The organism is Bradyrhizobium sp. (assembly GCF_030654605.1).
GTDB lineage: Bacteria > Pseudomonadota > Alphaproteobacteria > Rhizobiales > Xanthobacteraceae > Bradyrhizobium.
The window spans coordinates 1-22616 of record NZ_JAURXB010000045.1; the positions used below are offsets into that span (position 1 = coordinate 1).

Genomic DNA, 22616 nt, shown 5'->3' on the forward strand with positions numbered 1-22616 from the left:
GGAGAAAATCTGATGAACTTTGGAATTCGTTCTGCCATCGCCAGCGTTGGGATGGTCACAGCCTTGCTTACCCCTACCTTCGCAAGGGCCGCAGACATCGTTGATACGGCAGTTGCGGCGGGTTCGTTCAATACGCTCGTCACGGCCATCAAGGCTGCCGGTCTCGTTGGCACGCTCAAAAGCAAGGGCCCGTACACCGTCTTCGCACCAAACGACATTGCCTTCGCCAAGCTTCCACCTGGAACGGTCGAATCGCTGCTGAAGAACAAGGCCAAGCTCGCAACGATCTTGAAATATCATGTGGTGCCGGGCCGGGTAAAGGCTGCAGACATCGCCGGCAAGTCGCTAAAGGTCAAGACTGCGGCGGGGCTGCCCGTGAATGTCGATGGTACAATGGGAGTGAAGGTCAACAACGCCAACGTCATTCAGCCCGACATCGAAACATCGAATGGCATCATTCACGTCATTGACACGGTGCTGCTGCCTCCGACGCGAGCCAAAAAGGGCCATCACTAGGGCTTGTGGGATTTGAAGGTGGCCCGGCCTGGCGGCCGGGCCTGAGACACGCCCCCCTGCCGTTCCTAGCTTTCGCTGGCACGCAGGGCTTCACTGGCAGCAGTATCGTTAGCGGCGTCTCCTTGATGAAAGCCATTCATTTCACTTCGATGCAGCCCGATGTCGCCCGTTGGCACAAAGCGCACGCGCCGTTCCGTCAGCCTGAAGTCTGCTTTCGGGGGAGCCCGGACAAGCCGTGGGAGTCAGGTGGATTGCCGCTCGAGCATTCAGCACCGGCCTGATGGAAAGCTGGCACGAGCCGCATCACACACCATCGTTTTGGCGGACGAGACGCCAAACCATTTGCTCGTCAACGAGCCGTCGGTGTCGATCCAGGGGATCGGCGGCAAGTGCGGCAGGTAGGATGCATACGGCATCACTTTCGCCAGCGTCACTCTGTACGGAAACCGGGCGAGGAAAGTCTTGTTCATTCCGCCGTCCAATCCGCTGTAGATCGGGGCAGCCGGCACGTCGTCTTGAAGAAATCGCGCGTATTCGAGCTCGTCGGCGCGCTGTTTTTCCAGCGCCCGCCGCGCGATTTCAGGATTGACGACAAAGGCGGGGCATTTTCCGGCGGGATCGAACACAAGAGGACGCCGCGAATTTGGCGGAGGTTGCGCATCGAATACATAGCGGCGATCGCACACATCCACCCTGGGTTCGCGTTGCGTCGTCTCGAAGTGATCGTTGCCGATCTTGAGCATTTTCCAGAAGGCCAGGTTCGGACTGTTTCGATGCCGTGCCAGATTCGCCGGCGTCAGGCGGAACGGATAGGCCTGGACCTGGAACGACGGCCGCCCGCCGAGTGAGTCGCGCGCCAGCGAATAGACCTCCCTGATCTGTTCGTCGGTCATGGCATAGCAACCGCTCGACCAGCAGTCGCCGTGGATCATGAGGAAGCTGCCGTCGCGCTTGTTCGCCTTGTCGAATTTGTTGGGGTAACCGAGGTTGATCGAAAGATAGAAGCTGGAGTTGGGATTCATCAATTCGGGCGTGACGGTATAAAACCCCTCCGGCGCCTGACGGTCGCCCTCCTGCAACTTCGGCCCGAGATCGCCCGACCACCGGCAGATCGGATAGGTCTTGAGCAGCTGGAAACGGCCTGACGTGTCCTGTTTCCAGACTTCGAGTTCGGCTTCTTCCTTGAAAAGGCGCACCACGATAGGTGAAAGTTTCGGCATGTTCTTCTGCTGGAGCAGCGAGAGCAGCGCGGAAGGCAGTTCCTGCGTTGCCTTGGCCGGCAACCGGTTGCTGCTTTGGCCCAGGCACGTGCTCGGCGTCAATCCCGCGGCAAGAGCCGCCGTCACTATGAGCGTACGTCGGACCAGGGCGCGGATCACTGCTATCCTCCGACGGGAAACCTGTGCCATCTGCCGGCCCGCATCGTCTATCGGCAAGTCAGTGCCTTGCGAAAGCCCGCCGCCGAAGCATCTTCCTCGGAGCAGAACCACCGCTGAGCCCGCTTCAGGCGTGGATAGCTCTTGCAAGCCGGCAGGTGATAGATGCCTTCGTAGCCTACGGCCCGCAGCGCAAACTTGGCCTTGATCGGGCATCCCGGCGGCATGTCGGTGTCGACGCGGAATAGTTTGACGCGCGTCCGATTCTGATGACCGGGCTGGCAACCGCCGCCCACAAGTCGCGCGCCACTGAGGTTCCATCTTCGGAAGTCGAGCGGTTCCGCGAAACATCCGCTCCACAGGCCGCGCCGGTTCTGGCGTGCGTCAGCTTCCTCCGGCGCGAAGCGGCCGGTTGCCAAAGACCCGAACCTGATCGCCCATCCTTCGCGAACCAGCCACTCATTGAGCGTGGCAGCCTCGCCTTCGATCGAACACATACCGATCTGGCGTTGCTTGTGGTCCGGGTCGGGCCCCTCGTCCTTGCAGCGAACCACGCGATTTCCAATATGCGCGGTCAATCGATCCCGCGCCGCAACCCCGCACGGCCAGACCTCGCCGGCTTGATTGACGCACGTCTGGTCGATCTCGGGTGCATCGATGCCCCCCAGCCGATAGGTCGTGCGATCCAGCCGGATCGTATCGCCGTCGGTCACGGCAAGGTCTGCCGCCAGGCCTGGCCCGACCATCGCCAGCAACAACGCTGCAACAAGAGCATACCGGGGATGAGCGACCCGGCAGCGCCTGATAACAACAGCGGCCCATCTTCCCGTCAGGACGGCAGTCAACGCCATTACTTTCGATACAGGCATGAAAAATCTCTCGATCCCTTTATCAATCGTTAGAGCATCTCGCTTTCCGAAGCCACGCCGATTTGGATCAACGGGGCCTCAGAGTCTGACTCAAAATGCAGCTAATCGAAACGGGCTTTATGTAAAAGTTCGTCATGCCCGGGCTTGACCCGGCCATCCACGTCTTGACTTCACTTAAGCAAGAAAGACGTGGATGGCCGGGTCGAGCCCGGCCATGACGGAAAGAGAGAGTCATCCCGAGAAAAGCACGCGCCGTACCATGCAAAATGACGCTCCAAACACGGCCGGGCAGATCGAGTCTTGATCCTCGACCAGCGGCATCAGGCTGGTGGTCGCTTGCGCGCGTTCGGCGGAAATTGCTGCATTGGACCCTCGTCCTGGTCCTCGAGATGTTCGTGATCCAGGCGCTTCATGTTCTCGAGTATCTTGAGCAAATAATGCAACGCATGGGCCGTATCGTTGACCGAGAAGTCGGCCAGCGCTTCCTTGTAGTAGGCGCGGATCTTGGGCTGAGCCAGCACCTGCCAGACGTGGCGGCCGGTTTCAGTCATCGTTACGGTCCGCGAGCGCCGATCGCGGGTGCCGGAGACGATCGACAGGTGCCCGTCCCGCTCCATGCGGCTGATCAGTCCTGCCAGGTTCTGCCGACTCACCATCAGATACCTGGCGAGTTCGCCAATGCCCATCCCGGCCTTTGCCTCGTCCCGGGAAAGGGCGCCGAGCACTGCCCATTGCTGCGTCGTCAGCCCCTCCGCTTCGACGGCCCGGCTGCCGGTCTTATGCAACATGTTGGCGCATTGATAGAGCCGGAAAAACAGCCGGTTGGCCAATTCCATCATGGCCGCATCGCTTGTTTTCTGGACCTGTTGCGATTTTTTCATTTCAAAGGGCCTTGTTTCAGTAGAGGTATTATGCCAATATATTGCTATAATAACGAGTGGCTGGCAACGGTTCATCGAAATGGGAGGCCTCATGAAACGTTTCGATAACAGGACCGTCGTCGTAACGGGCGGCGGCGGCGGCATCGGAGGGGCGACCTGCCGCAGGTTTGCGGAGGAGGCAGCGCGCGTCGCCGTTTTCGACCTCAATATCGAAGCTGCCGAAAAGGTCGCCGCTTCGATCCGGGCAAGCAGCGGCACGGCCGAGGCTTTCCGCTGCGACATCACGGACAGGGCGAGTGTCGACGCCGCGGTTGCCGCGGCGGAATCCAGGCTCGGGCCAATCGACGTGCTGGTGAACAACGCGGGCTGGGATATCTTCCGTCCCTTCACCAGGACGGAGCCGTCCCAGTGGGACAAGCTGATCGCCATCAACCTGACCGGCGCCTTGCATATGCATCACGCGGTGTTGCCCGGCATGGTCGCGCGCAAATCGGGTCGTATCGTCAACATCTCATCCGATGCCGCACGCGTCGGTTCGTCCGGCGAAGCGGTTTATGCCGCCTGCAAGGGCGGACTGGTCGCCTTCTCGAAGACGATCGCCCGCGAGCACGCCCGTCACGGCATTACCGTCAACGTCGTGTGCCCCGGCCCGACCGATACGGCGCTGTTTGCCGACTACAAGGAGGGGGCCGGCAATCCGGAAAAGCTGGAGGAAGCCTTCAGGCGCTCGATCCCGCTCGGCCGCATCGGTCGGCCCGACGATCTGCCGGGCGCCATTTTGTTCTTCGCCAGCGACGACGCGAACTATGTGACGGGACAGGTGCTGAGCGTGTCCGGCGGATTGACGATGAACGGTTGATCGGGCGCTCGAGCCCCAGGGAGGAAGCAACATGAAATTCGAAGACCTCATCTACGAGATCCGCAACGGCGTGGCCTGGATCATCATCAACCGGCCGGACAAGATGAATTCATTTCGCGGCCAGACCTGCGACGAACTGATCAAGGCCCTGTACAAGGCCGGCTACGACAAGGACGTCGGCGCCATCGTGCTCGCCGGCGCCGGAGATCGGGCCTTCTGCACCGGCGGCGACCAATCCGCCCATGACGGCAACTACGACGGCCGCGGCACGATCGGCCTGCCGATGGAAGAATTGCATACGGCGATACGCGACGTGCCGAAACCGGTGATCGCGCGCGTGCAGGGCTACGCCATCGGCGGCGGCAACGTGCTGTGCACGATCTGCGACCTGACGATCTGCTCCGAGAAGGCCATTTTCGGTCAGGTCGGCCCCAAGATGGGTTCGGTCGATCCCGGTTACGGCACCGCGTTCCTGGCGCGCGTCGTCGGCGAAAAGAAGGCCCGCGAGATGTGGTACATGTGTCGACGCTACACCGGCCAGGAGGCGGTCGCGATGGGCCTCGCCAATACCTGCGTCCCGCATGATCAGCTCGACGCCGAGGTTCAGAAGTGGGGCGAAGAGTTGTGCGAGCGCAGCCCGACTGCGATCGCGATCGCCAAGCGCAGTTTCAACATGGATACCGCCCATCAGGCCGGCATCGCCGGCATGGGCATGTATGCGCTCAAGCTCTATTACGACACCGAGGAATCCCGTGAGGGCGTCAAGGCCCTGCAAGAGAAGCGCAAGCCCGACTTCCGAAAATTCTCCAAGTAATTTTTTATGGCAACGAACCGCATTCAAGATCGGCTTCAGGCGACCCGGCGGTCGTATCTCCGTGGGAGGCAAGCAGGTGAACCCCTATCTCGATGAAGAGATGATCGCGCTCGGCGATCAGGTTCGGCGGTTCGCCGCGGATCGCATCGCTCCCGGCTTCCAGGAGCGCGACAGGACACGCGTTCTCGATCGCCAGTTGATGAAAGCGATGGGCGAGATGGGGTTCATCGCGCCGGAGTTGCCCGAGGAATTCGGCGGCCTCGGATTGGGCTGTCTCGCAGCCGGAGTCATCCATGAGGAAGTCGCCCGCGCCGACCTCAGTATTTCCTACATCAACCTGCTGGCCTCGCTGAACGGCCAGATCCTGTCCCATCACGGCCGGCCGGATGTCGTCCGCCCCTGGCTCGCCCGGCTGACGGGCGGCGAGGCGCTGTTGGCGATCGCGCTGACCGAGCCGCGAGGCGGTTCCGACGCCGCCAATTTACGTCTCCAGGTCGAACGGATTGGCGACGCATACGTCGTCAATGGCGAAAAGACATCGATTTCGGCTGCCGATCAGGCGGATGCCGCGGTGGTGTTCGGCCGCACCGGAACGCCGGAATCCGGCGCGCATGGCGTCACGGCGCTGCTCATTCCGATGGATCTGCCGGGCATCACGCGGAGCCGCTTCGATTGTCATGGCCAGCGCGCCATCGGGCGCGGGTCCATCTTCTTCGAAAACGTTCGCGTGCCGGTATCGCATCGCCTCGGCGACGAGAACAAGGGCTTCGTGCAGGTGATGCAGGGCTTTGATTTTTCGCGCGCCCTGATTGGACTCCAGGTCCTCGCCGTCGCACGCGTCGCGCTGGAGGAAACCTGGACATATGTCGCGCAGCGGCAAGCGTTCAAGCAACCCTTGTCAGCCTTTCAGGGAGTGTCACATCCGCTCGCCGAGCTCGAAACACAGGTCGTGGCGGCACGCCTGCTTTGCCTGCAGGCACTGTGGATGAAAGACAGAGATGTGCCGCACAGCGCCGAGGCGGCCATGTGCAAGTGGTGGGCGCCCAAACTCGCCTACGATGTCATCCATCAGTGCCTGCTGATGTTCGGCCACGGCGGCTATGACCGCGGGCCGATGGAGCAACGCCTGCGCGACGTGCTCGGATTCCAGATCGGCGACGGCACGGCCCAGATCATGAAGACCATCATCGCCCGTACCCGCGCAGGCCGCGCCGCGGTCCCCGCCTGAAAGCGCTCGTGGCTCAACCCTGCAGGAGACGATCCATGGAATTCGACGCCATGCCGGCGACGCCGTAAGACTGGCGCTCGGCGCAGCAAATGCTCCGGCCGCCGAATTCGCTCACGTCAGCGAATTGAACCAATCGAATACCGTCGTCTGACCGTTCAGGACGGTGCCGTCGCCATAGAGGCTCGCCAGGAACGTGCCGCGGTGGCTCGCGCCATTGACCGCAACGCCATCCGCAAAGTGTCCGCCCGAGGCGGGCGCCATCCTGACCAGGCTCGGGTACAAGGCCTCATCGGCCAGTCCGTAATAGAACCTGACGGGAGAATCGTAGTCCCAATAGGTCGCGCTGTTCGCGCCGAGGCGGCGCAGGAGCTTGCTGTTGGTATCGTCGGTGAAGCGTTCGAAGAAGCCTTCTGCCAGGAAGTCGGAGGCGGCCGGAACGGTCTTTGCGACCTCCCCATCGAGGCTATAGTCGGACCAGTACTTCTCGGCAAAAGCGCGGTATTGCGGCTTGATCGCCGTATCGAACAGCCTGTTCAATCCATAATATTGCCGATAGCTGCCGAGCAGAACGACGAGGCACGGCGTGATCCAGGCCGGCGGCATCGGATAGGCCGTATCGGTGGACGGAATGCAGGATTTGGGGTTCACCCAGTAGCGAAAGCTTTCGGGGAGATTGTTGAACGGGCTCTGGGTCGCGCTTGCCGCGACCTTGATGCGGCGGCGCTGCAACTCCTGTTTGAGCCACTGCGTATTCAGGGCTCCCTGCGACCAGCCATTCAGGAACAGGGTGGATTTGCGCAGACCCAGTTTGCCGAGTTCCAGCAATCCGGCATTCAGGATGTCGAGGCAGCATTGGACCGTTGCATCTTTCACCGCGTAGGCTTCGCCGCGGCCATTCCGATAGGGTCCCTTTCCCAGGTAGTCCGCGGCGATGACGGCATAGCCGTTGCCTGCGAAGCGCTGGATATTGAAGAGGGTCTCGATCGAATCGACATTGTCGCGCAGTTCGTAGCTCTCGGCTTCGAGCCGAGTGAGGTTCGAAGGAACCTGGTCGAATGAGAGGATCGTGCCGTGCTGCCATGATATCACGGGCAGCGACCCGTGCTTGCCGGCCGGGACCGCGAGAAGCCCACTGACCTTGACCCTCTCTCCCGTTTCCGGCACCCGCGTGAAAGTGGTGATGCGCCTCAGTTCGACGTCGAAACGCGCGGAATGCTTCTCAACGGAAATCGGGCCGAGAAGGTTGTTTTCGTTGAAGACCGAATAGAACTTCGTTGCCAGCGCGTTTAGCCGCTCCCTGGACACGCGGACCGGCCCGCCCGGATTCGCCTGTGACTTCCGGGCCGGCAGTGCAAGGGCAGCATCATGCGCGCCCGTCGATATCGCCAATGCGCCAGCCGCAACACCGGCGGATTTCAGGAATCCTCGACGGCTGAACTCGGTGCATTCGAGGCTCGAGCAGAGGTCATCAGGCATTGCTGTGCGGGTAATCATGTCTTCCGCCCCCGGGACGTTTGGGTCACACGTTGATAAGCGCCAAAACCTAGCGCTTCGTGAACGCGAAAATTCGCTTTCCCCTTGTCTACAACCCCGGCAAGCCGGCTCCGGCGCGTGAAGTGCTCCATTTGGCCTGATCGCATTCGACCGGCCGTGGAGAACGCGGAGGGCTCCGCCATCGGCGCTCGACGGGCTGCAATCGGGTTGTTAAGCCCGCCTCCCCAAGGGAGCCTTTGAGTCGAGACATGACCGTTGCGATCGAGATGGGACACACGACCGCAGGCGCCCCGGCTAACCTGGACCTCGAGGAACTGCTGGCGACCCGCCTGCTGGTGCAGGGCAATTCGGGTTCCGGCAAATCCCATCTGCTGCGCCGGCTGCTGGAACAAAGCGCCCCCTGGGTGCAGCAGACCGTCATCGACCCCGAAGGCGACTTCGTGGCGCTTGCCGACCGATTCGGCCACCTCCTGATCGATGCCGAGGAGCATACCGAGCGGGGCCTGCAGGTCGCCGGCGAGCGGGCGCGCATCCATCGCGTCTCCACGGTGCTCAACCTCGAGGGGCTCGACGCCGAGAACCAGATGCGCCGCGCCGCCGCCTTCCTCGGTGGGCTTTTCGAGGTCGCCCGCGACCACTGGTACCCGATGCTGGTCGTGGTGGATGAGGCGCAGCTGTTCGCGCCGGCCGTCGCCGGCGAAGTATCGGACGAGGCGCGCAAGCTCTCGCTCGGCGCCATGACCAACCTGATGTGCCGTGGCCGCAAGCGCGGGCTGGCGGGGGTCATCGCCACCCAGCGGCTGGCGAAACTCGCCAAGAACGTCGCGGCCGAGGCGTCCAATTTCCTGATGGGCCGGACCTTTCTGGATATCGACATGGCGCGCGCCGCCGACCTTCTCGGCATGGAGCGGCGACAGGCAGAGGCCTTCCGGGATCTGCAGCGCGGGCAATTCATGGCGCTGGGACCGGCCCTCTCCCGCCGTCCCCTGGAGCTGCGCATCGGTCCAACCGATACCACGCCGCGCAACGCGATTCCGCGCCTGATGCCGATGCCGGAAGCGACACTGGACGCACACGCCATCGTCATGGCAGCACCGCCGCCGGAGAATAATCGGCCGCAGCGCCGGTCGTCGCCTGACCTGCTCGGCCAGCTGATGGCGGCGAAGTCGGCGGCGCTGGAGATCCGTCCCGAAGTGGTGGAACAGCCGCTCAGCGCCGAGCAACTGTCGGAGCGGCATGAGCGGGTGGATCGTATCCTGCGCGCGGTGATGGCGGAGCCCGACGCGGGATTCCGCGCCATTGGCGTGCTCTACCAGGAGTTCGTGGTGCGCTGCCGGATCGAGGGCCTCGGTCTGGCCGTGCCTGATCTCGCCGAATTCCGTCGCATGCTGACGCGCGCCCGCGCCGGACTCGGCTCCGATATGGCTGAAGACGACGGGTGGCAGGATGTCTCGGTGCGCGCCTCGCTGCTGCCGGAGGATATGCAGGGCGTCTTCATGATGATCGCCCGCGCCGCGAAGGAGGGCTGGCCCTGCCCGGGCGATGCCGCGATTGCCCGCGCCTATGGCTCGCATTCGTTGCGCCGTGCGCGACGTCTTCTGAGCTACATCGAGGAGCAGGGCCTGATCGTCTGCCAGTTCGACGGCGCCGGCCGGCGGATCGTGACGCTGGTCGAACTGGCCTGGGCGACGGCACCGGGCGACCCCAACGCCGAGGAACTGGCGGCGGCGCAAGGCTGCAGCACGGCTCAATGATCATGGCGCCGGTCTGGCCCCGCGGTGTATGATAGGTTGAAGTTGCCGAACGTTGCGCCACAGTTCCCTCAGCGAGTCCGCGCGCTTGTCGCCGACCGCATTTCGCATAGCCCGCTTAAGAGGAGTTTTGGGTTTGAGCGTTGCCTTCACCAAGGAAGACAGTGCCGAAACGGCGTCGGAGACCTTGCTTCCCGACCGCCCGATTTCGCCGCATCCGAATCTTGTGACGGAAGCGGGATTGAGGGCTCTCGAATCTCAGCTCCTCGTGGCGCGCGAGGCCTATGAGGCCGCGCAGAAGATCGAAAACGTTAATGAACGACGGCGGCAAGCCGCAACCCCGTTGCGGGATGCGCGCTATTTCGCGGCGAGAGTTCGCACGGCACAGGTCATGCCCGATCCGACCTCGACCGACGCGGTCGCCTTTGGCAGCACGGTGACCTTCAGGCGCGACGACGGGCGCGTGCAGAAATACCGGATCGTCGGAGAGGACGAAGCGGACCCCAAGGCCGGTTCTATTTCCTTCGCGTCACCAGTGGCACGATCACTGATGGGCAAAGCCGTCGGGGATGTCGTCGCTGCATCCGCTCAGGAACTCGAGATCATTGCGATCTCGTAGCACTCCCCCACAAGGCGCCGCCGGTGTCTGGAATGTCCGCAGTGCGCGATAGCGCGCGTTGCTGACAAGACACGCCGCTGCGCAAGCAACGACCGCACATAAATTTGTGTCGTGATTGACAACGTTCTGTGACAGAATAATTACAAACAGATTTGTGACAGTTTCATTACAGTCACATGACAATTCCAGTTATTTAAATGCGGAGCGGTTGATGAGTTTGGAATGGCGAGTGGCGCGGTCAAGTACTTTGGTCTGGTCAAATCCTGTGGCGTGGTGGTGGGGCCTGTTGAGCCTGGTCAGCGGCGTCAATATCGCGGTCTGGTACGTGCTGTACCGCCAACTTCACCAAGCGCCGACCGGCCCTCTTGGCAACACCTTCGGCATCCAGCTGATGCTGCTGCTTTGCGCGGCCTATGTTTTCGGCTGCGCCTTCAGGTCGTTCCTGCCGCGCGCGGACGTGCAGCGGATCTGCCTGTTCGACACCTGGCTGTCGAGCGTCTTCGTCGGCCGGTCGGTCGCGACCGTGGCCGAGATCGCCTTCGCGGCGCAGTGGGCCATCATCCTGCACCAGCTCGGCACCATGACCGGTGCGGACACCACCGTGAACGCCGCGTGGGCGATCGTGCCGCTGATCGTCGTCGCGGAATGCTTCTCATGGCATGCGGTGCTGACCAGGAACTATCTGGGCAACGCCATCGAAAATTCGATATGGGCGGTGGCGTTCTTCATCGTCGGCATTGGCCTTTGCCGGTTGCTGCCCGAGTTCGATGGCGCGGTCCCCGTGGTGCTCGCCATCTCGATCATCGGCATCGCGGCCTACCTGGCGTTTCTCATGACGGTCGACGTCCCGATGTATCTGAACCGGTGGCGGGCCGATGGCGACGGTAGCTCGCTTCTGACACATATCGAGGGCCTGCGTGACGTCAGCACGCGCTGGGTCGTGACCCACGACCTGGCCGAGTGGAAGGACGAGATCGCCTGGATGTCGCTGTATTTCAGCCTGGCGGTCTGGTCGAGCCTCGCGCTGTGCGTCTTCTACTCGCTCGAAGATCAGCTGCCGCGCTATCGCACTGAAGCGACGGTCGCAAGCGCGCCGTCGGGCGCGCCCGCGTCGGCTGGCAAACAGCCGCCGGTCACGGCGCGCCTCGGTATCCGGTAATCAGGACAGCCAGCTCACCTTGCCCGTCGTGACGTCGTGCATCGCGGCGACGATCTTCAGCTGCCTGGCATCGACCAGCGTCTTGATGATCGGGCTGCGCCTGGGCAGGCTCTCCGCTGTCAGCCGCGCGTTCGCCTCGGCGGCCTTTTGCACCAGCGGGTAATTATGCGAGTCGCGGTGACCGTCCGCCTTGGTCAGCGTGGCCAGCGCCGGCTGGAAATTCTTCAGCATGGCCGTGATATTGCCGAGCTTGACGTTGTCCACCGCGGCCTTGATCGCGCCGCAGGAATTATGGCCCAGCACGACGATCGCTTTGGCGCCCACAACCTTGACCGAATATTCCAGGCTGCCGATGATATCCGTGTTGACGAAATTGCCGGCCACCCGCGCGCAGAACACATCGCCGATGCGCTGATCGAACACCAGTTCGGGAGGCACGCGTGAATCGATGCAGCCGACAATGGCGGCAAAGGGCGACTGGCTGCTGGCGGTTTCCTTCACCTGCGCCATCAGATTGCAATTGATCGACTTGCCGGCCGTGAACCGCTCGTTGCCGGCCTTGAGCCGCGCAATCGCGTCATCAGGCGCGGTCGACTTCTGGCGATCCGGCGTGAACACCGCGCATTCGGTCGACTGCGCCTGAGCCGCGCTAGCGGCGAACGGAAGTGCTCCGGCCAGACATCCACAGAAGAAACGACGTGTAATCATGGCCTGCCCTCATCAATGTTGCCGGCATTCGGGAATCACCGGGTTGCATCGAAAATCTGTCTCAATTCGGAGTTTATCACAATACCGTGCTATCGCGATCCTCATCAGTTATAGGCAACAGATGAAGAATTCACTTCACATCATCGGCGGGGTCATCGGCGCGGTGGCGGGCTTTTTCGCCACGCTGCTGGCGCTCGACCTTACCGGATTCGGAAATCCGGCCGATCCGATTCAGTCTGGCCTACTGACTCTTCTGGTGTTCGCACCGGCCGGCGCGATCGTGGGCCTTGTGATCGGCACCTCGCTTGGCATGCGATGGCGCGGCCGCAAGGATGCCGGCGGGCTTGCCGCCAACAGCCTGAAGTCGTTCGGCGTCGTGCTGACGCCCTGCGCCGCGGCGGGCGGTGCGTATTTCTGGTACGCGGTTTCGACCGCGACGCCCTGGCTCAACCCGAATGCCGCCACCCCCATTCTCCAGTTCGAGGTTCGCCTTCCCGCGGGCGCGGCGCTGCCCGCGGCGCAAGACATCGCGATCGAACTGCAGACCGATCAGAACCGGATGCCGGGCGTAACGAAGTTCAACCAGTTCCGCCGCGACGGCGATCGAAGCGTGATCGTCGGCGACGTCGAACTCGCCTTTCGCACCGCCCATCGCCAGCTGGAGGTCAAGATCAAGGGCCAGCCCGATCGCGTGTTCCGCATCGGACTATCCGGCAAGGCGCCACATGCCGCCGAACTCGGACAGTGGCAACCGCACACCGACGGCAGCGAAATCCGCTATCGGGCCAAATGGCCCGGACGCGACTGAGCCGTCGCGCAGGATCGGCACAACCGGTCAAACCGCGTCAACGAAGTTTGAGAAAATTGTGGCGGACTCCTGATCCAACGAAGAACTGATGTCGCAGAAACGCAGCAATCGCGGGTGAGAACGGAGATACGGCGCGGGCGTGCAGAGTAAGGAACGAGCCAATGTCTGACGTGATCCCCTTCCCCAAACCTTCGAGACCGATCGAAGATGACACAGCGGAGCTGTTGAGGCTGCTGGAGCGGATTCAGGAGGCCGCAGCGAGGTCGGGCAACAGGAACGACAAGGATCGGAAAGCGCAGGAAACGTAGGGTGGGCAAAGGCGCGCTCTTCGCGCCGTGCCCACCACGAGAGACCGCGATGAGGAAAGATGGTGGGCACGGCGCATGTGCGCCTTTGCCCACGGCTGCGAACCGATCATCGCAGCTTGCTCAATAGCCCGAGCAGCGTCTCGCGCTCCTTCGCATCCAGCGGCGCCAGCGTTTCACGCGTGATCGCCAGTGCGTTCGGTGCGGCTTTCTCCGCCATCTGCTGGCCGGCGCGTGTGAGGCTGACCAGCAGGCGGCGGCCGTCCTCGGGATCGGGGCTGGTTTCGGTCAGCCCGCGCGCGGTGAGGCGGTCGATCACGCCCTTGATGGTGGCGACATCCATCGCCGTCAGCCGGCCGAGCTGATTCTGCGAGCACGGCCCGGTCTCGGTGAGTTTTGCCAAAGCCGCCCATTGCGTCGGCGTGAGATTGATGCCGATTTCCCTGGAAAAAATGGTGGCGTGGCGCTGCCAGACCTGGCGCAGAATGAATCCGACCTGCTCCTCCAGCACGTAAGACGGCCGCGAGGGCTTTGGGCTGCGCTTCGGCGAAACACTCCTGGTCATGCGTGTTATCAGCCCCTCATCACAGCGCCAGATGGGTGTCCCTGATATCGGGACGCGCGTCGAGTTCGGCCATGGTGCCGGAATAGCAGATCCGGCCGCGCTCGATGATATAGGCGCGATCACAGATCAGTCTGGCAAAATGCAGGTTCTGCTCGGAGAGGACGATGCTGACGCCCGCCTGCTTCATGGTCAGGATCGCCGCCACCATCTGCTCGACGATCTTCGGCGACAAGCCTTCGGAGGGCTCGTCGAGCAGCACCAGCGACGGGTTGCCCATCAGGGTGCGCGCGATGGTCAACATCTGCTGTTCGCCGCCGCTCATGCGGCCGCCGGGACGGTTGCGCATTTCGGCGAGGTTCGGAAACAGCGTGAACAGTTTTTCCCGGGTCCAGTGCGGCGCGTTCGGCCGCACCGGCTGGCGGCCAACCTCGAGATTTTCGTCGACCGTCAGATCCGTGAAGATGCGCCGCTCTTCCGGTACATAGCCGAGGCCGCGGCTGACGATGGCATGGGTCGGCTGATCCGAAACGTCCTTGTCCTCGAACAGGATACGGCCGCTGCGCTGCGCCACCAGCCCGACAATCGAGCGAAAGGTGGTGGACTTGCCGGCGCCGTTGCGACCCAGCAGCGCGACCACCTCGCCCTCGCCGACCTCGAGCGCGACGTCGAACAGGATGTGCGCGGGCCCGTAATGGCTGTTGAGATCCTGAACGCTGAGCTTCATGACGGCGCCCCCTCGCGATGCCGCGCGTCGTACACCAGGCCCTCGCCGAGATAGATGGCACGAACCTGCGGATTGCGCCGGACTTCTTCCGGCGAGCCCTCGGCGATCAGGCTGCCGCGGTTGAGCACCAGGATGCGGTCGGCATGTTCGAACACCACATCCATGTCGTGTTCAGTAAAGAGCACGCCGATCGATTTCTCCCGCGCGATCCCGGCGGTGAGCCGCATCAGCTCGATGCGCTCGCGCGGCGCCATGCCGGCGGTCGGCTCGTCCATCAGCAGAAGTTTTGGCTGATTGGCGAGTGCGATGGCGAGCTCCAGCCGCTTCAGATCGCCATAGGCGAGTTCGCCGCAGGGCCGCTCGGCATAGCCGCTCATGCCGACCAGTTCGAGCAGCCGGCCGGCTTCGTCGCGCGCGAATTGCGGCGTCGAGGCCCAGACATTGAACAACTGCCGGCCATACGAGACCAGCGCGACCTGCACGTTCTCGCGCACCGTCATGGTCGGGAACGTCGCGGTGATCTGGAAGGTGCGGCCGACGCCGAGCCGCCAGACTTCGCGCGGCTTCTTGCCGGTGGTATCGAAGCCGAGCAGGTTGATACGGCCGGCGCCGGGGGTGGTCTGGCCGTTGAGCATGTCGAAACAGGTGCTCTTGCCGGCACCATTGGGGCCGATCAGCGCCAGGATTTCGCCGGCCTGCAGCGCGAACGAGACGTTGCGCACGGCGTGCACGCCGCCATAGGATTTGCTGAGGCCTTCGACCGACAGCAATGTGGGCGCGGTGCTCATTCAGCGCCCTCGATCCGGGATTTCAGCAGCGCGGGCTTTGGCAGTTCGGGCCGGCGGCGGTTGCGGAGGGTTTCGAACATGCCGACGATGCCCTTCGGGAACGCCACCACGATCAGCACGATGACGCCGCCCAGCACCAGTTTTGAAAGGTCGGTCTGGCTGACCAGCCAGATCGAGAGCATCTTGTAGACGATGGCACCGATCACGGCGCCCGAAACCGTCTCGACGCCGCCGAGCAGCACCATGACCAGGGCATCGACCGACAGCGAGATGCCGAGACTGTCGGGAAACACGCTGCCTTTGAGGTAGGCGAACAGCGCGCCGGCAATACCGGCGACGCTGCCGGCGATGACAAAGGCGGTCCACTGGATGCGCTTGGCGTCGATGCCGATGGCCTCGCTGCGCAGCAGTGAATCGCGCGTCGCCCGCAGCGCATAGCCGAACGGCGAGAACACGATGATGCGCAGTGCAGCGACCGCGAGTGCTGCGACGCCGATCGACAGCCAGTAGAAGCTGGCCGGCCCTGCCGCCCATTTCTCGGGCCAGAGGCCCAAAATGCCGTTGTCGCCGCCGGTCACCGCGACCCACTGGAACGCGACCGACCAGACGATCTGCGCAAAGGCCAGCGTCAGCATCGCGAAATAGACGCCGGACAGCTGCACCGCGAAGAATCCGAAGATCGCGGCACCGAGACATCCCAGCAGCGGACCGAGCAGCAGGCAGACGATCATCGGCAAGCCCGCCATCTTGGCGAGGAAGGCGATGCCATAGGCGCCGAGCCCGAAATAGGCGGCGTGGCCGAACGACGCGAGGCCGCCGACCGACATCAGGAAATGCAGGCTGGCGGCAAAGATCACGAAAATCGCGATTTCCGAGCCGACCGTCAGCGCGTAGTTGCCGCCGACCAGCGGCAGCATCGCCGCCACGGCAAGGCCCGCCCACGCCGCGAGACGTTCGCCCGATGTCAGGGGACGCCAGGGATTGACGGTCAGTCCCGGCGTGCGGCGCGCCGCCGCTTCCTGCTTGCCGAACAGGCCCCATGGCCGCACGATCAGCACCACCGCCATCACCAGAAACACCAGGATGATGGAAATCTTCGGGAAAATGAGGATCCCGAAGGCGTTCAATTCCGACACCAGCACGGCGGCGACGAAGGCGCCGATGATGCTGCCGAGGCCACCGATCACCACCACCACGAACACGTCGACGATGATGCGCAGGTCGAGCGCATGATGCACCGCGTCGCGCGGGATCTGCAGCGCGCCGCCGAGGGCGGCGAGAAAGACCCCGAGCGCGAACACGCTGGTGAACAGCCATTTCTGATTGACGCCAAGCGCCGCCACCATGTCGCGGTCCTGCGTCGCGGCCCGCACCAGCACGCCCCAGCGGGTGCGCTGGAACAGGAGCCACAGCAATCCCAGCACGATCGGGCTGAGCGCGATGAGGAACAGATCGTAGGTCGGAATGTTCTGGCCGAAGAACTCGACCGCCCCCTTGAATCCGGGCGCGCGGCGGCCGAGCAGGTCGTTCGGTCCCCAGATCATCACCACCAGGTCCTGCACCATCAGGGTCAGCCCGAAGGTCGCCAGCAGCTGGAACAGTTCGGGCGCGTGATAGATCCGCCGCAGTAGCACCATCTCGACGAGAACGCCGACCACCGCCACCACCAGCGACGCCAGCACGATGCCGGCCCAGAAGCCAAGCGCGCCGGAAAACCGTTCGGTCAGCGTGAACGCCACATAGGCGCCGAGCATGTAGAAGGCGCCATGGGCGAAATTGACGATCCGCGTCACGCCGAAAATGATCGACAGCCCCGACGCCACCAGGAACAGCGACGCCGCGCTGGCAAGGCCGGTCAGGAACTGGACGAAGTAAAAGGCCATTGGGCGATCCGGGTTAGCGTCGATTCAGTTCGGTGGCTTTCATCCTTCGAGACGCGGCGGAGGCGCCGCTCCTCAGGATGAGGTCCGTCCCCTTACCTCTCCCCGCTTGCGGGGAGAGGTCGAATTGCGAAGCAATTCGGGTGAGGGGGATTATCCACGAGTCCGAGTCTGTCGAGAGAGCCCCTCACCCCAACCCTCTCCCCGTGAAGAACGGGGAGAGGGAGAAGCTACCTCAATCCTTCGGACGCATCTTCGAAACTTCGGCGTCGCTCGGCAGATAATCCGAGCCCTTGCGATAGACCGAGTTCACCATGATGCCCTTGCCGTCCTTCACCGCGGTCTTGCCGACGTAGGCGCCGAGCGTGGACTGGTGATCGATCTTGCGGAAGGTGATCTCGCCGAACGGCGACGGCATCGACAACCCTTCAGCCGCCGCGATCAGCTTCTCCGGATCGTCGGAGTTGGCCTTGGCAAGAATCGCCGCCGCGGCCTTGATGGTCTGATAGCCGACGATCGAGCCGAGCCGCGGATAGTCGTTGAACTTGGCCTGATAGGCCTTGATGAACTTGTCGTGCTCCGGCGTCTTGATGTCGTACCAGGGATAGCCTGTCACGATCCAGCCTTCCGGCGTTTCTTCCTTGAGCGGATCGAGATATTCCGGCTCGCCGGTGAGGAAAGACACCACCGAGCGATTCTTGAACAGGCCGCGGGTATTGCCTTCGCGCACGAATTTCACCAGGTCGGCGCCGAAGGTGACGTTGAGGATGGCTTCCGGATTGGCGGCGGCGATCGCCTGCACCACCGGCCCCGCATCCAGTTTGCCGAACGGCGGCCACTGCTCGTCGACCCACTGGATGTCGGGCCGCTTCTCCGACATCAGCTTCTTGAACACGGCGACCGCGGACTGGCCATATTCGTAGTTCGGCGCGACCGTCGCCCAGCGCTTGGCCGGCAATTTGGCCGCCGCTTCGGCCAGCATCGCCGCCTGCATGTAGTTGGAGGGCCGCAGGCGGAAGGTGTAGCGATTACCCTTGGACCAGGTGATGGCATCGGTCAGGGGCTCGGCCGCGAGGAAGAACACCTTCTTCTGGTTGGCAAAATCGGAGACGGCCAGACCGATGTTGGACAGGAACGTGCCCGTCAGCATCACCACCTTCTCGCTCGACACCAGTTCGTTGGCGGCGGTGGTGGCGTCGGCGGGCTTGCCACTGTCATCCTTGGAGACGACCACGAGCTTCTTGCCGTTGATGCCGCCGGCGGCGTTGACTTCCTCGAGCGCCAGCTGCCAGCCCTTGCGGTAGGGCTCGGTGAACGCCGGCAACAGCGAGTAGCTGTTGATTTCGCCGATCTTGATTTCGCCGCTCTGGGCAAAGGCGGAATGCGCCATGCCCGCGACCATGACCGCCAATCCCGCGCCTAACAAATATCTGCGTCGCATCCCTTAACCCTCCACTGTGAGAAAAGATTACCGTAGACCGTCTTCGCCTTTGACTTCCGCTACCGTCAATCCGCCGACGCGCGGTAGCGGCCTGCCAGAGTCGGTGACCGCGACCGCGACCATGATCTCGTTGGCGCGCGGCGCGTCGTTGATCATGACTTCCATGCCGTCGAAATGGCTGCGCACGAACGCCGCGTCCTTGTGGCCGAGCGGGATGTCCAGTGTCGTGCCCGGCCCGCTGCGCTTCTTCGAGGACGGGATCAGGGCCGCGCCCTTGCCCAGCACCTTGCGCACCGGCGCACCCATCCTGGGATGCAGGATCGCGGCGGCGTGTTCCAGTTCGCCGTTCTCGCCGACCGCGGCGGCCTTGCCATAGCTCTGCGCCGTCGCGCCGTCGATCCCGAGCGCGGCCACGGCCTTTTTCGAAAGCAACTCGCCGAGCTCCTCGCCGATCGCAATCAGGGGCGAGAGGTCTTCGACGTAGCGGCCGGCAAAGGGATTTTCGATCACGGCAATCGCCGCCGCGCGCCGGGTCGGCGGCGACACCGTCTGCCCCATTTCCAGGTAAGTCTCCTCGACCACCGTGACGATCTTGCGAATGATCGCGCTCATCGTGCTCCGCCTTGTTTTCGAACTCGCCTAAGCATGCATCAACCTTTCCATCGCGCTTGCAGCGGCCGGCGCCTGCAATGCGGTCGGCTCGGTCGCCTTCGGCGCCACGACCAGGCTCTCGCCATGCAAGCGCAATATGGCGTTGTCGATCAACCCCATCGCGAGCAGCCTGCGCGCACTCGCCGCACCGGCTTCGAGCGCCGCCGCAATCTCGGCTTCCGACAATTCGCCGACGCCGCGGGTGACCAGCCGGGCGCCGAGGTCGCTGTCCGGCTGCAGATCCTGCGCCGGGCAACGCATGATGGCGGGATGTCCGGGCAGATCGACGGCATTGGCAATGATGGTGGCGGCGGCGTCGGCCTGCGACGCGGTTGCCGCCAGGACGGTCACGGCGTCGGCAATGCCGAGCGAAAAACTGCGCCCGTGGCGTCCGGAGGTCGCAATTCCCCGCGAGGGATCATCAACATCGATCACAATGGTTCGCATCGTCCCCGAGGCGTCCGGCCGGTCCATCAGGCCGACCGAAAAGCGTTCGCCATCGGCCAGGTGCAGCGCGATGTCGCCGCCATTGTTGACATAGGCGCGATCGAGGCGCGCCGCGCCGGTCATCGCACCGAGAATCTCCTCGGCGACGGAGCCTGCCACCGCCGCCATCGGCGTAATGAAGTGTGCAGCGGCAAAAGGTGCCACCGCTGTATGCATGCGGCGCGCGACCGCGCCTTGCAGCGGGCACCGGTCCGGATCGGCCGCCCGCCGCAGCAGCGGCAACTCGCTGCAGAGTTCGTCGAGCAGGCCGTTAAAGCGCTGTACTGCCGCGTCGTAGGCCGCACGCCTGTCGGCCTCGCTGCCGACCGCCTCCACGATGAGGTCGATCGGACCGTCCTGCAGATGCAGCCGCTTGCCGTCCGCCAGCAACCTGATTTGCGGAAGGCGCGTCATGACCGCGGTTCCCCATTGGACTGCGGCGAAGGCATCGAGCGCGTTTCCGTGCTGTCCTTCAACGACGCCAGCGGACGCACATGGTCCATATGGCCGCCCAGCGCGGCATAATCCGACAATTTCAGGGTAAACTCGATGGGCGCCACCAATGCGGGGGTCGGAACGTAACCGAAGGCCCCGGCCGGCAACATCGTGACGTCCACCATGAAGGTGATGCCGCCGCCAGGCCAGACATAGACCGGCGCGCCGCCGCTGGTGACGCGGGTCAGCGCGTCCTTGACCGATCGCGTCAGCCGTACCGGATTGTCGGTGACCCCGGCGCGCAACGATCCGCCCGCCCCGGCCATGAACAGCACGGTGCACAGCGCCGGCTCGCAATTCTCCTGGATCCGCTCCACCGACAATCTCAAATCCACCGGCATCGGCCTTTCGACCGGCTGCAGCGCCGCGTCGAGTTCGTAGTAAGCCGCGTGTTCGCCTGTGGTGGAGACCATCAGCATGGTCAAGCCGGGGCGCGCCTTCCTGGCATCGAACGGACCCAGCACCGACAACGGATCGGAAATCATGGTGCCGCCCCAGCCGGTGCCGGGCTCGGCGACCTGGAAATAACGGCCCGGCGTCGAGCGCCGCCCCTTCATCTTGATGCCGCTGTCGGGGATATCCAGCACCTTGCCGGCCTGGTGCTCCGAGAGCACGCCGGTGATGTGGTCGTCGACCACGACGACTTCGTCGACCTTGCCGTGCCATTGCTTCGCGAACATGCCGATGGTCGCCGAGCCGCAGCCGACCCGCATGCGCTCTTCCGGCACGCCGTTGACGATGGGCGGATAACCGGCCTGCACCACCACGGTGGCGCCGCCGTCGATGGTGAGCTCGACCGGCTTGCAGTTGCTGAGGTCCATCAGCGCGTCGCAGGTGACGCGGCCTTCCTTCTTCGAGCCGCCGGTGAGGTGGTGCACGCCGCCGAGCGACAGCATCTGCGAGCCATATTCGCTCGTCGTGACGTGGCCGATCGCCTCGCCCTGCGCGCGAACCGTCGCGGTTTCCGGGCCGAGGTAACGATCGGTGTCGATCTTCACCTTGACGCCGCAATAACTGAAGATGCCCTCGGTCACCACCGTGACCATGTCGACGCCGTCGACTTCCGAGGAGACGATGAACGGCGCGGGCTTGTAATCGGGGTATGTGGTGCCGGCGCCGATCGCGGTGACGAAGACATCGGGTTCGTGCACCAGCTTGCCGTCCCAGTCACCGCCGGCCTGGAACGGCACCAGCCGTCCGCCATGCGACACCGTCCGTTCCAGCACGATATGGGGATCGACCCGCACCAAACAGCCATCGTGATTGGCGTAGCGATCGCAGGCGCCTGCCGCACCGGGCTTAATGTAGCACATCACGGGACAAGCATCGCAGCGGATCTTGTCGTCGGCAGCGCTTGTCGGTTCAGTCGGCATGAACAAGCTCTCAAAACCAGCGTCAAACTGTCGGAGATCAGGTGCGGCGTATCGTCAACGGAGTTGCGGCAGCGAACCTGTCGTGTCTTGCCGTTACCGCTATCTTGTTCGTATACGAACGATGTTGCGCGCGCCGCCGAAAGCTGTCAAGCGCCTGCGCTGGCGAAAACCGCCGCTGCCGACAAAAACCGCAGTTTGCCTCGCAGCATTGTTCATAAACCGGGCAACGGATTCGGCCACGCGACGGTGCGCTTGCACGTTTGTATGCAAACGGTATCTTCGACTCGGTTTTCAAGGCGATGTTTTTTTGCAGCGCAACCGTTGCAGCGGGACCCCTGACATGACGCAGAGCACGATCCGCCTGACGGTCAACGGCAGAAGCCATGACGTCGAGGCCGACCCCGATACCGCGCTGCTTTACGTTCTGCGCAACGACCTCGAACTGAACGGACCGAAATACGGCTGCGGGCTGGGCGAGTGCGGCGCCTGCGCCGTGCTGATCGACGGCGTGGCGGCGCGATCCTGCGTGATCCCGATCGAGGGATGCGTCGGGCGCGACATCGTGACGCTCGAAGGTCTCGGCTCGCGCGATCGGCCCGATCCGGTGCAGCAGGCCTTCATCGCCGAACAGGCCGCGCAGTGCGGCTACTGCCTCAACGGCATGATCATCAGCACTAGGGCGCTGCTCAATCGCACGCCTCATCCTTCCCAGGCCGAGGTGATGGAAGCGCTGCGCTATCATCTGTGCCGCTGCGGCGCGCATATCGAGATCATGCGCGCGGCGATGCGGGCGGCGGGCCACGTCGCCGAGGCGGCGAGCTGATGA

The 22616-nt window shown here is 63.5% G+C and carries 22 protein-coding genes; 9 read left to right on the forward strand and 13 right to left on the reverse strand.

Annotated features, from left to right (window positions below):
• Positions 1-51: 51 nt before the first annotated feature.
• On the forward strand, positions 52-516 hold the full coding sequence (locus Q7U29_RS04040) for a fasciclin domain-containing protein (RefSeq protein WP_304738818.1): 465 nt from the start codon (positions 52-54) through the stop codon (positions 514-516).
• Positions 517-782: 266 nt separating this feature from the next.
• On the opposite strand, the gene Q7U29_RS04045 is transcribed toward Q7U29_RS04040, so the two are convergent.
• From Q7U29_RS04045 to Q7U29_RS04055, 3 genes are all read right to left on the reverse strand, one after another.
• Positions 783-1895 (reverse strand): murein L,D-transpeptidase family protein, encoded by a 1113-nt coding sequence (locus tag Q7U29_RS04045; protein ID WP_304738741.1) that lies wholly within the window; start codon positions 1893-1895, stop codon positions 783-785.
• A 47-nt stretch (positions 1896-1942) separates the two neighbouring features.
• Entirely contained in the window at positions 1943-2761 is an 819-nt protein-coding gene (locus Q7U29_RS04050) for a thermonuclease family protein (RefSeq protein WP_304738743.1), read from the reverse strand.
• A 320-nt stretch (positions 2762-3081) separates the two neighbouring features.
• Positions 3082-3600 carry a MarR family winged helix-turn-helix transcriptional regulator gene (locus tag Q7U29_RS04055; protein WP_370691690.1) on the reverse strand — a complete coding sequence of 173 codons (519 nt, stop codon included), beginning with the start codon at positions 3598-3600 and terminating at the stop codon, positions 3082-3084.
• 133 nt (positions 3601-3733) lie between these two features.
• On the opposite strand from Q7U29_RS04055, the gene badH reads away from it, so the two are divergent.
• The 3 genes from badH to aliB all read left to right on the forward strand — a co-directional run bounded on the left by badH (position 3734) and on the right by aliB (position 6543).
• Entirely contained in the window at positions 3734-4501 is a 768-nt protein-coding gene (badH, locus tag Q7U29_RS04060) for a 2-hydroxycyclohexanecarboxyl-CoA dehydrogenase (RefSeq protein ID WP_304738747.1), read from the forward strand.
• A gap of 31 nt (positions 4502-4532) precedes the next feature.
• Positions 4533-5315 carry a 2-ketocyclohexanecarboxyl-CoA hydrolase gene (badI, locus tag Q7U29_RS04065; protein WP_304738750.1) on the forward strand — a complete coding sequence of 261 codons (783 nt, stop codon included), beginning with the start codon at positions 4533-4535 and terminating at the stop codon, positions 5313-5315.
• Between the two features lie 100 nt (positions 5316-5415).
• Positions 5416-6543, forward strand: a complete 1128-nt coding sequence (gene aliB / locus Q7U29_RS04070; protein ID WP_370691692.1) for a cyclohexanecarboxyl-CoA dehydrogenase — start codon at positions 5416-5418, stop codon at positions 6541-6543.
• 111 nt (positions 6544-6654) lie between these two features.
• Here aliB and Q7U29_RS04075 read toward each other — a convergent pair whose 3' ends face one another.
• Positions 6655-8037, reverse strand: a complete 1383-nt coding sequence (locus Q7U29_RS04075; protein WP_304738756.1) for a twin-arginine translocation signal domain-containing protein — start codon at positions 8035-8037, stop codon at positions 6655-6657.
• Between the two features lie 248 nt (positions 8038-8285).
• Between Q7U29_RS04075 and Q7U29_RS04080 the strand changes: the two genes are divergently transcribed.
• From Q7U29_RS04080 to Q7U29_RS04090, 3 genes are all read left to right on the forward strand, one after another.
• On the forward strand, positions 8286-9791 hold the full coding sequence (locus tag Q7U29_RS04080; protein WP_304738759.1) for an ATP-binding protein: 1506 nt from the start codon (positions 8286-8288) through the stop codon (positions 9789-9791).
• 133 nt (positions 9792-9924) lie between these two features.
• Positions 9925-10407: a transcription elongation factor GreA gene (gene greA / locus Q7U29_RS04085; protein WP_304738762.1), complete on the forward strand. Its 483-nt coding sequence runs from the start codon at positions 9925-9927 to the stop codon at positions 10405-10407.
• 211 nt (positions 10408-10618) lie between these two features.
• On the forward strand, positions 10619-11566 hold the full coding sequence (locus Q7U29_RS04090; RefSeq protein ID WP_304738765.1) for a hypothetical protein: 948 nt from the start codon (positions 10619-10621) through the stop codon (positions 11564-11566).
• Here the strand turns inward: Q7U29_RS04090 and Q7U29_RS04095 are convergent, their stop codons facing one another.
• On the reverse strand, positions 11567-12274 hold the full coding sequence (locus Q7U29_RS04095; protein WP_304738768.1) for a carbonic anhydrase: 708 nt from the start codon (positions 12272-12274) through the stop codon (positions 11567-11569). It abuts the gene before it with no gap.
• A 121-nt stretch (positions 12275-12395) separates the two neighbouring features.
• Here Q7U29_RS04095 and Q7U29_RS04100 point away from each other — a divergent pair, with 121 nt between their 5' ends.
• Entirely contained in the window at positions 12396-13082 is a 687-nt protein-coding gene (locus Q7U29_RS04100; protein ID WP_304738771.1) for a hypothetical protein, read from the forward strand.
• A gap of 414 nt (positions 13083-13496) precedes the next feature.
• Here Q7U29_RS04100 and Q7U29_RS04105 read toward each other — a convergent pair whose 3' ends face one another.
• The 8 genes from Q7U29_RS04105 to Q7U29_RS04140 all read right to left on the reverse strand — a co-directional run bounded on the left by Q7U29_RS04105 (position 13497) and on the right by Q7U29_RS04140 (position 21790).
• Positions 13497-13952 carry a MarR family winged helix-turn-helix transcriptional regulator gene (locus Q7U29_RS04105; protein ID WP_304738774.1) on the reverse strand — a complete coding sequence of 152 codons (456 nt, stop codon included), beginning with the start codon at positions 13950-13952 and terminating at the stop codon, positions 13497-13499.
• Positions 13953-13971: 19 nt separating this feature from the next.
• The gene (locus Q7U29_RS04110; protein WP_304738776.1) at positions 13972-14676 is read right to left on the reverse strand and encodes an ABC transporter ATP-binding protein; all 705 of its coding nucleotides are present in this window, start codon (positions 14674-14676) and stop codon (positions 13972-13974) included.
• Positions 14673-15464, reverse strand: a complete 792-nt coding sequence (locus tag Q7U29_RS04115; RefSeq protein WP_304738779.1) for an ABC transporter ATP-binding protein — start codon at positions 15462-15464, stop codon at positions 14673-14675. Before Q7U29_RS04115 ends, Q7U29_RS04110 begins: the two co-directional genes overlap by 4 nt.
• Entirely contained in the window at positions 15461-17347 is a 1887-nt protein-coding gene (locus Q7U29_RS04120) for an ABC transporter permease (protein ID WP_304738782.1), read from the reverse strand. Before Q7U29_RS04120 ends, Q7U29_RS04115 begins: the two co-directional genes overlap by 4 nt.
• A 232-nt stretch (positions 17348-17579) precedes the next feature.
• A complete protein-coding gene (locus Q7U29_RS04125; RefSeq protein ID WP_304738784.1) occupies positions 17580-18785 on the reverse strand; it encodes an ABC transporter substrate-binding protein in 1206 nt (401 codons plus the stop codon).
• A gap of 27 nt (positions 18786-18812) precedes the next feature.
• Positions 18813-19397 (reverse strand): amino acid synthesis family protein, encoded by a 585-nt coding sequence (locus Q7U29_RS04130; protein ID WP_304738787.1) that lies wholly within the window; start codon positions 19395-19397, stop codon positions 18813-18815.
• Between the two features lie 27 nt (positions 19398-19424).
• On the reverse strand, positions 19425-20336 hold the full coding sequence (locus tag Q7U29_RS04135; protein WP_304738790.1) for a UPF0280 family protein: 912 nt from the start codon (positions 20334-20336) through the stop codon (positions 19425-19427).
• A complete protein-coding gene (locus tag Q7U29_RS04140; RefSeq protein WP_304738793.1) occupies positions 20333-21790 on the reverse strand; it encodes a 6-hydroxynicotinate reductase in 1458 nt (485 codons plus the stop codon). The genes Q7U29_RS04135 and Q7U29_RS04140 overlap by 4 nt, the downstream gene beginning before the upstream one ends.
• A 340-nt stretch (positions 21791-22130) precedes the next feature.
• On the opposite strand from Q7U29_RS04140, the gene Q7U29_RS04145 reads away from it, so the two are divergent.
• On the forward strand, positions 22131-22613 hold the full coding sequence (locus Q7U29_RS04145; protein ID WP_304738796.1) for a (2Fe-2S)-binding protein: 483 nt from the start codon (positions 22131-22133) through the stop codon (positions 22611-22613).
• The last annotated feature ends 3 nt before the right edge of the window (positions 22614-22616 follow it).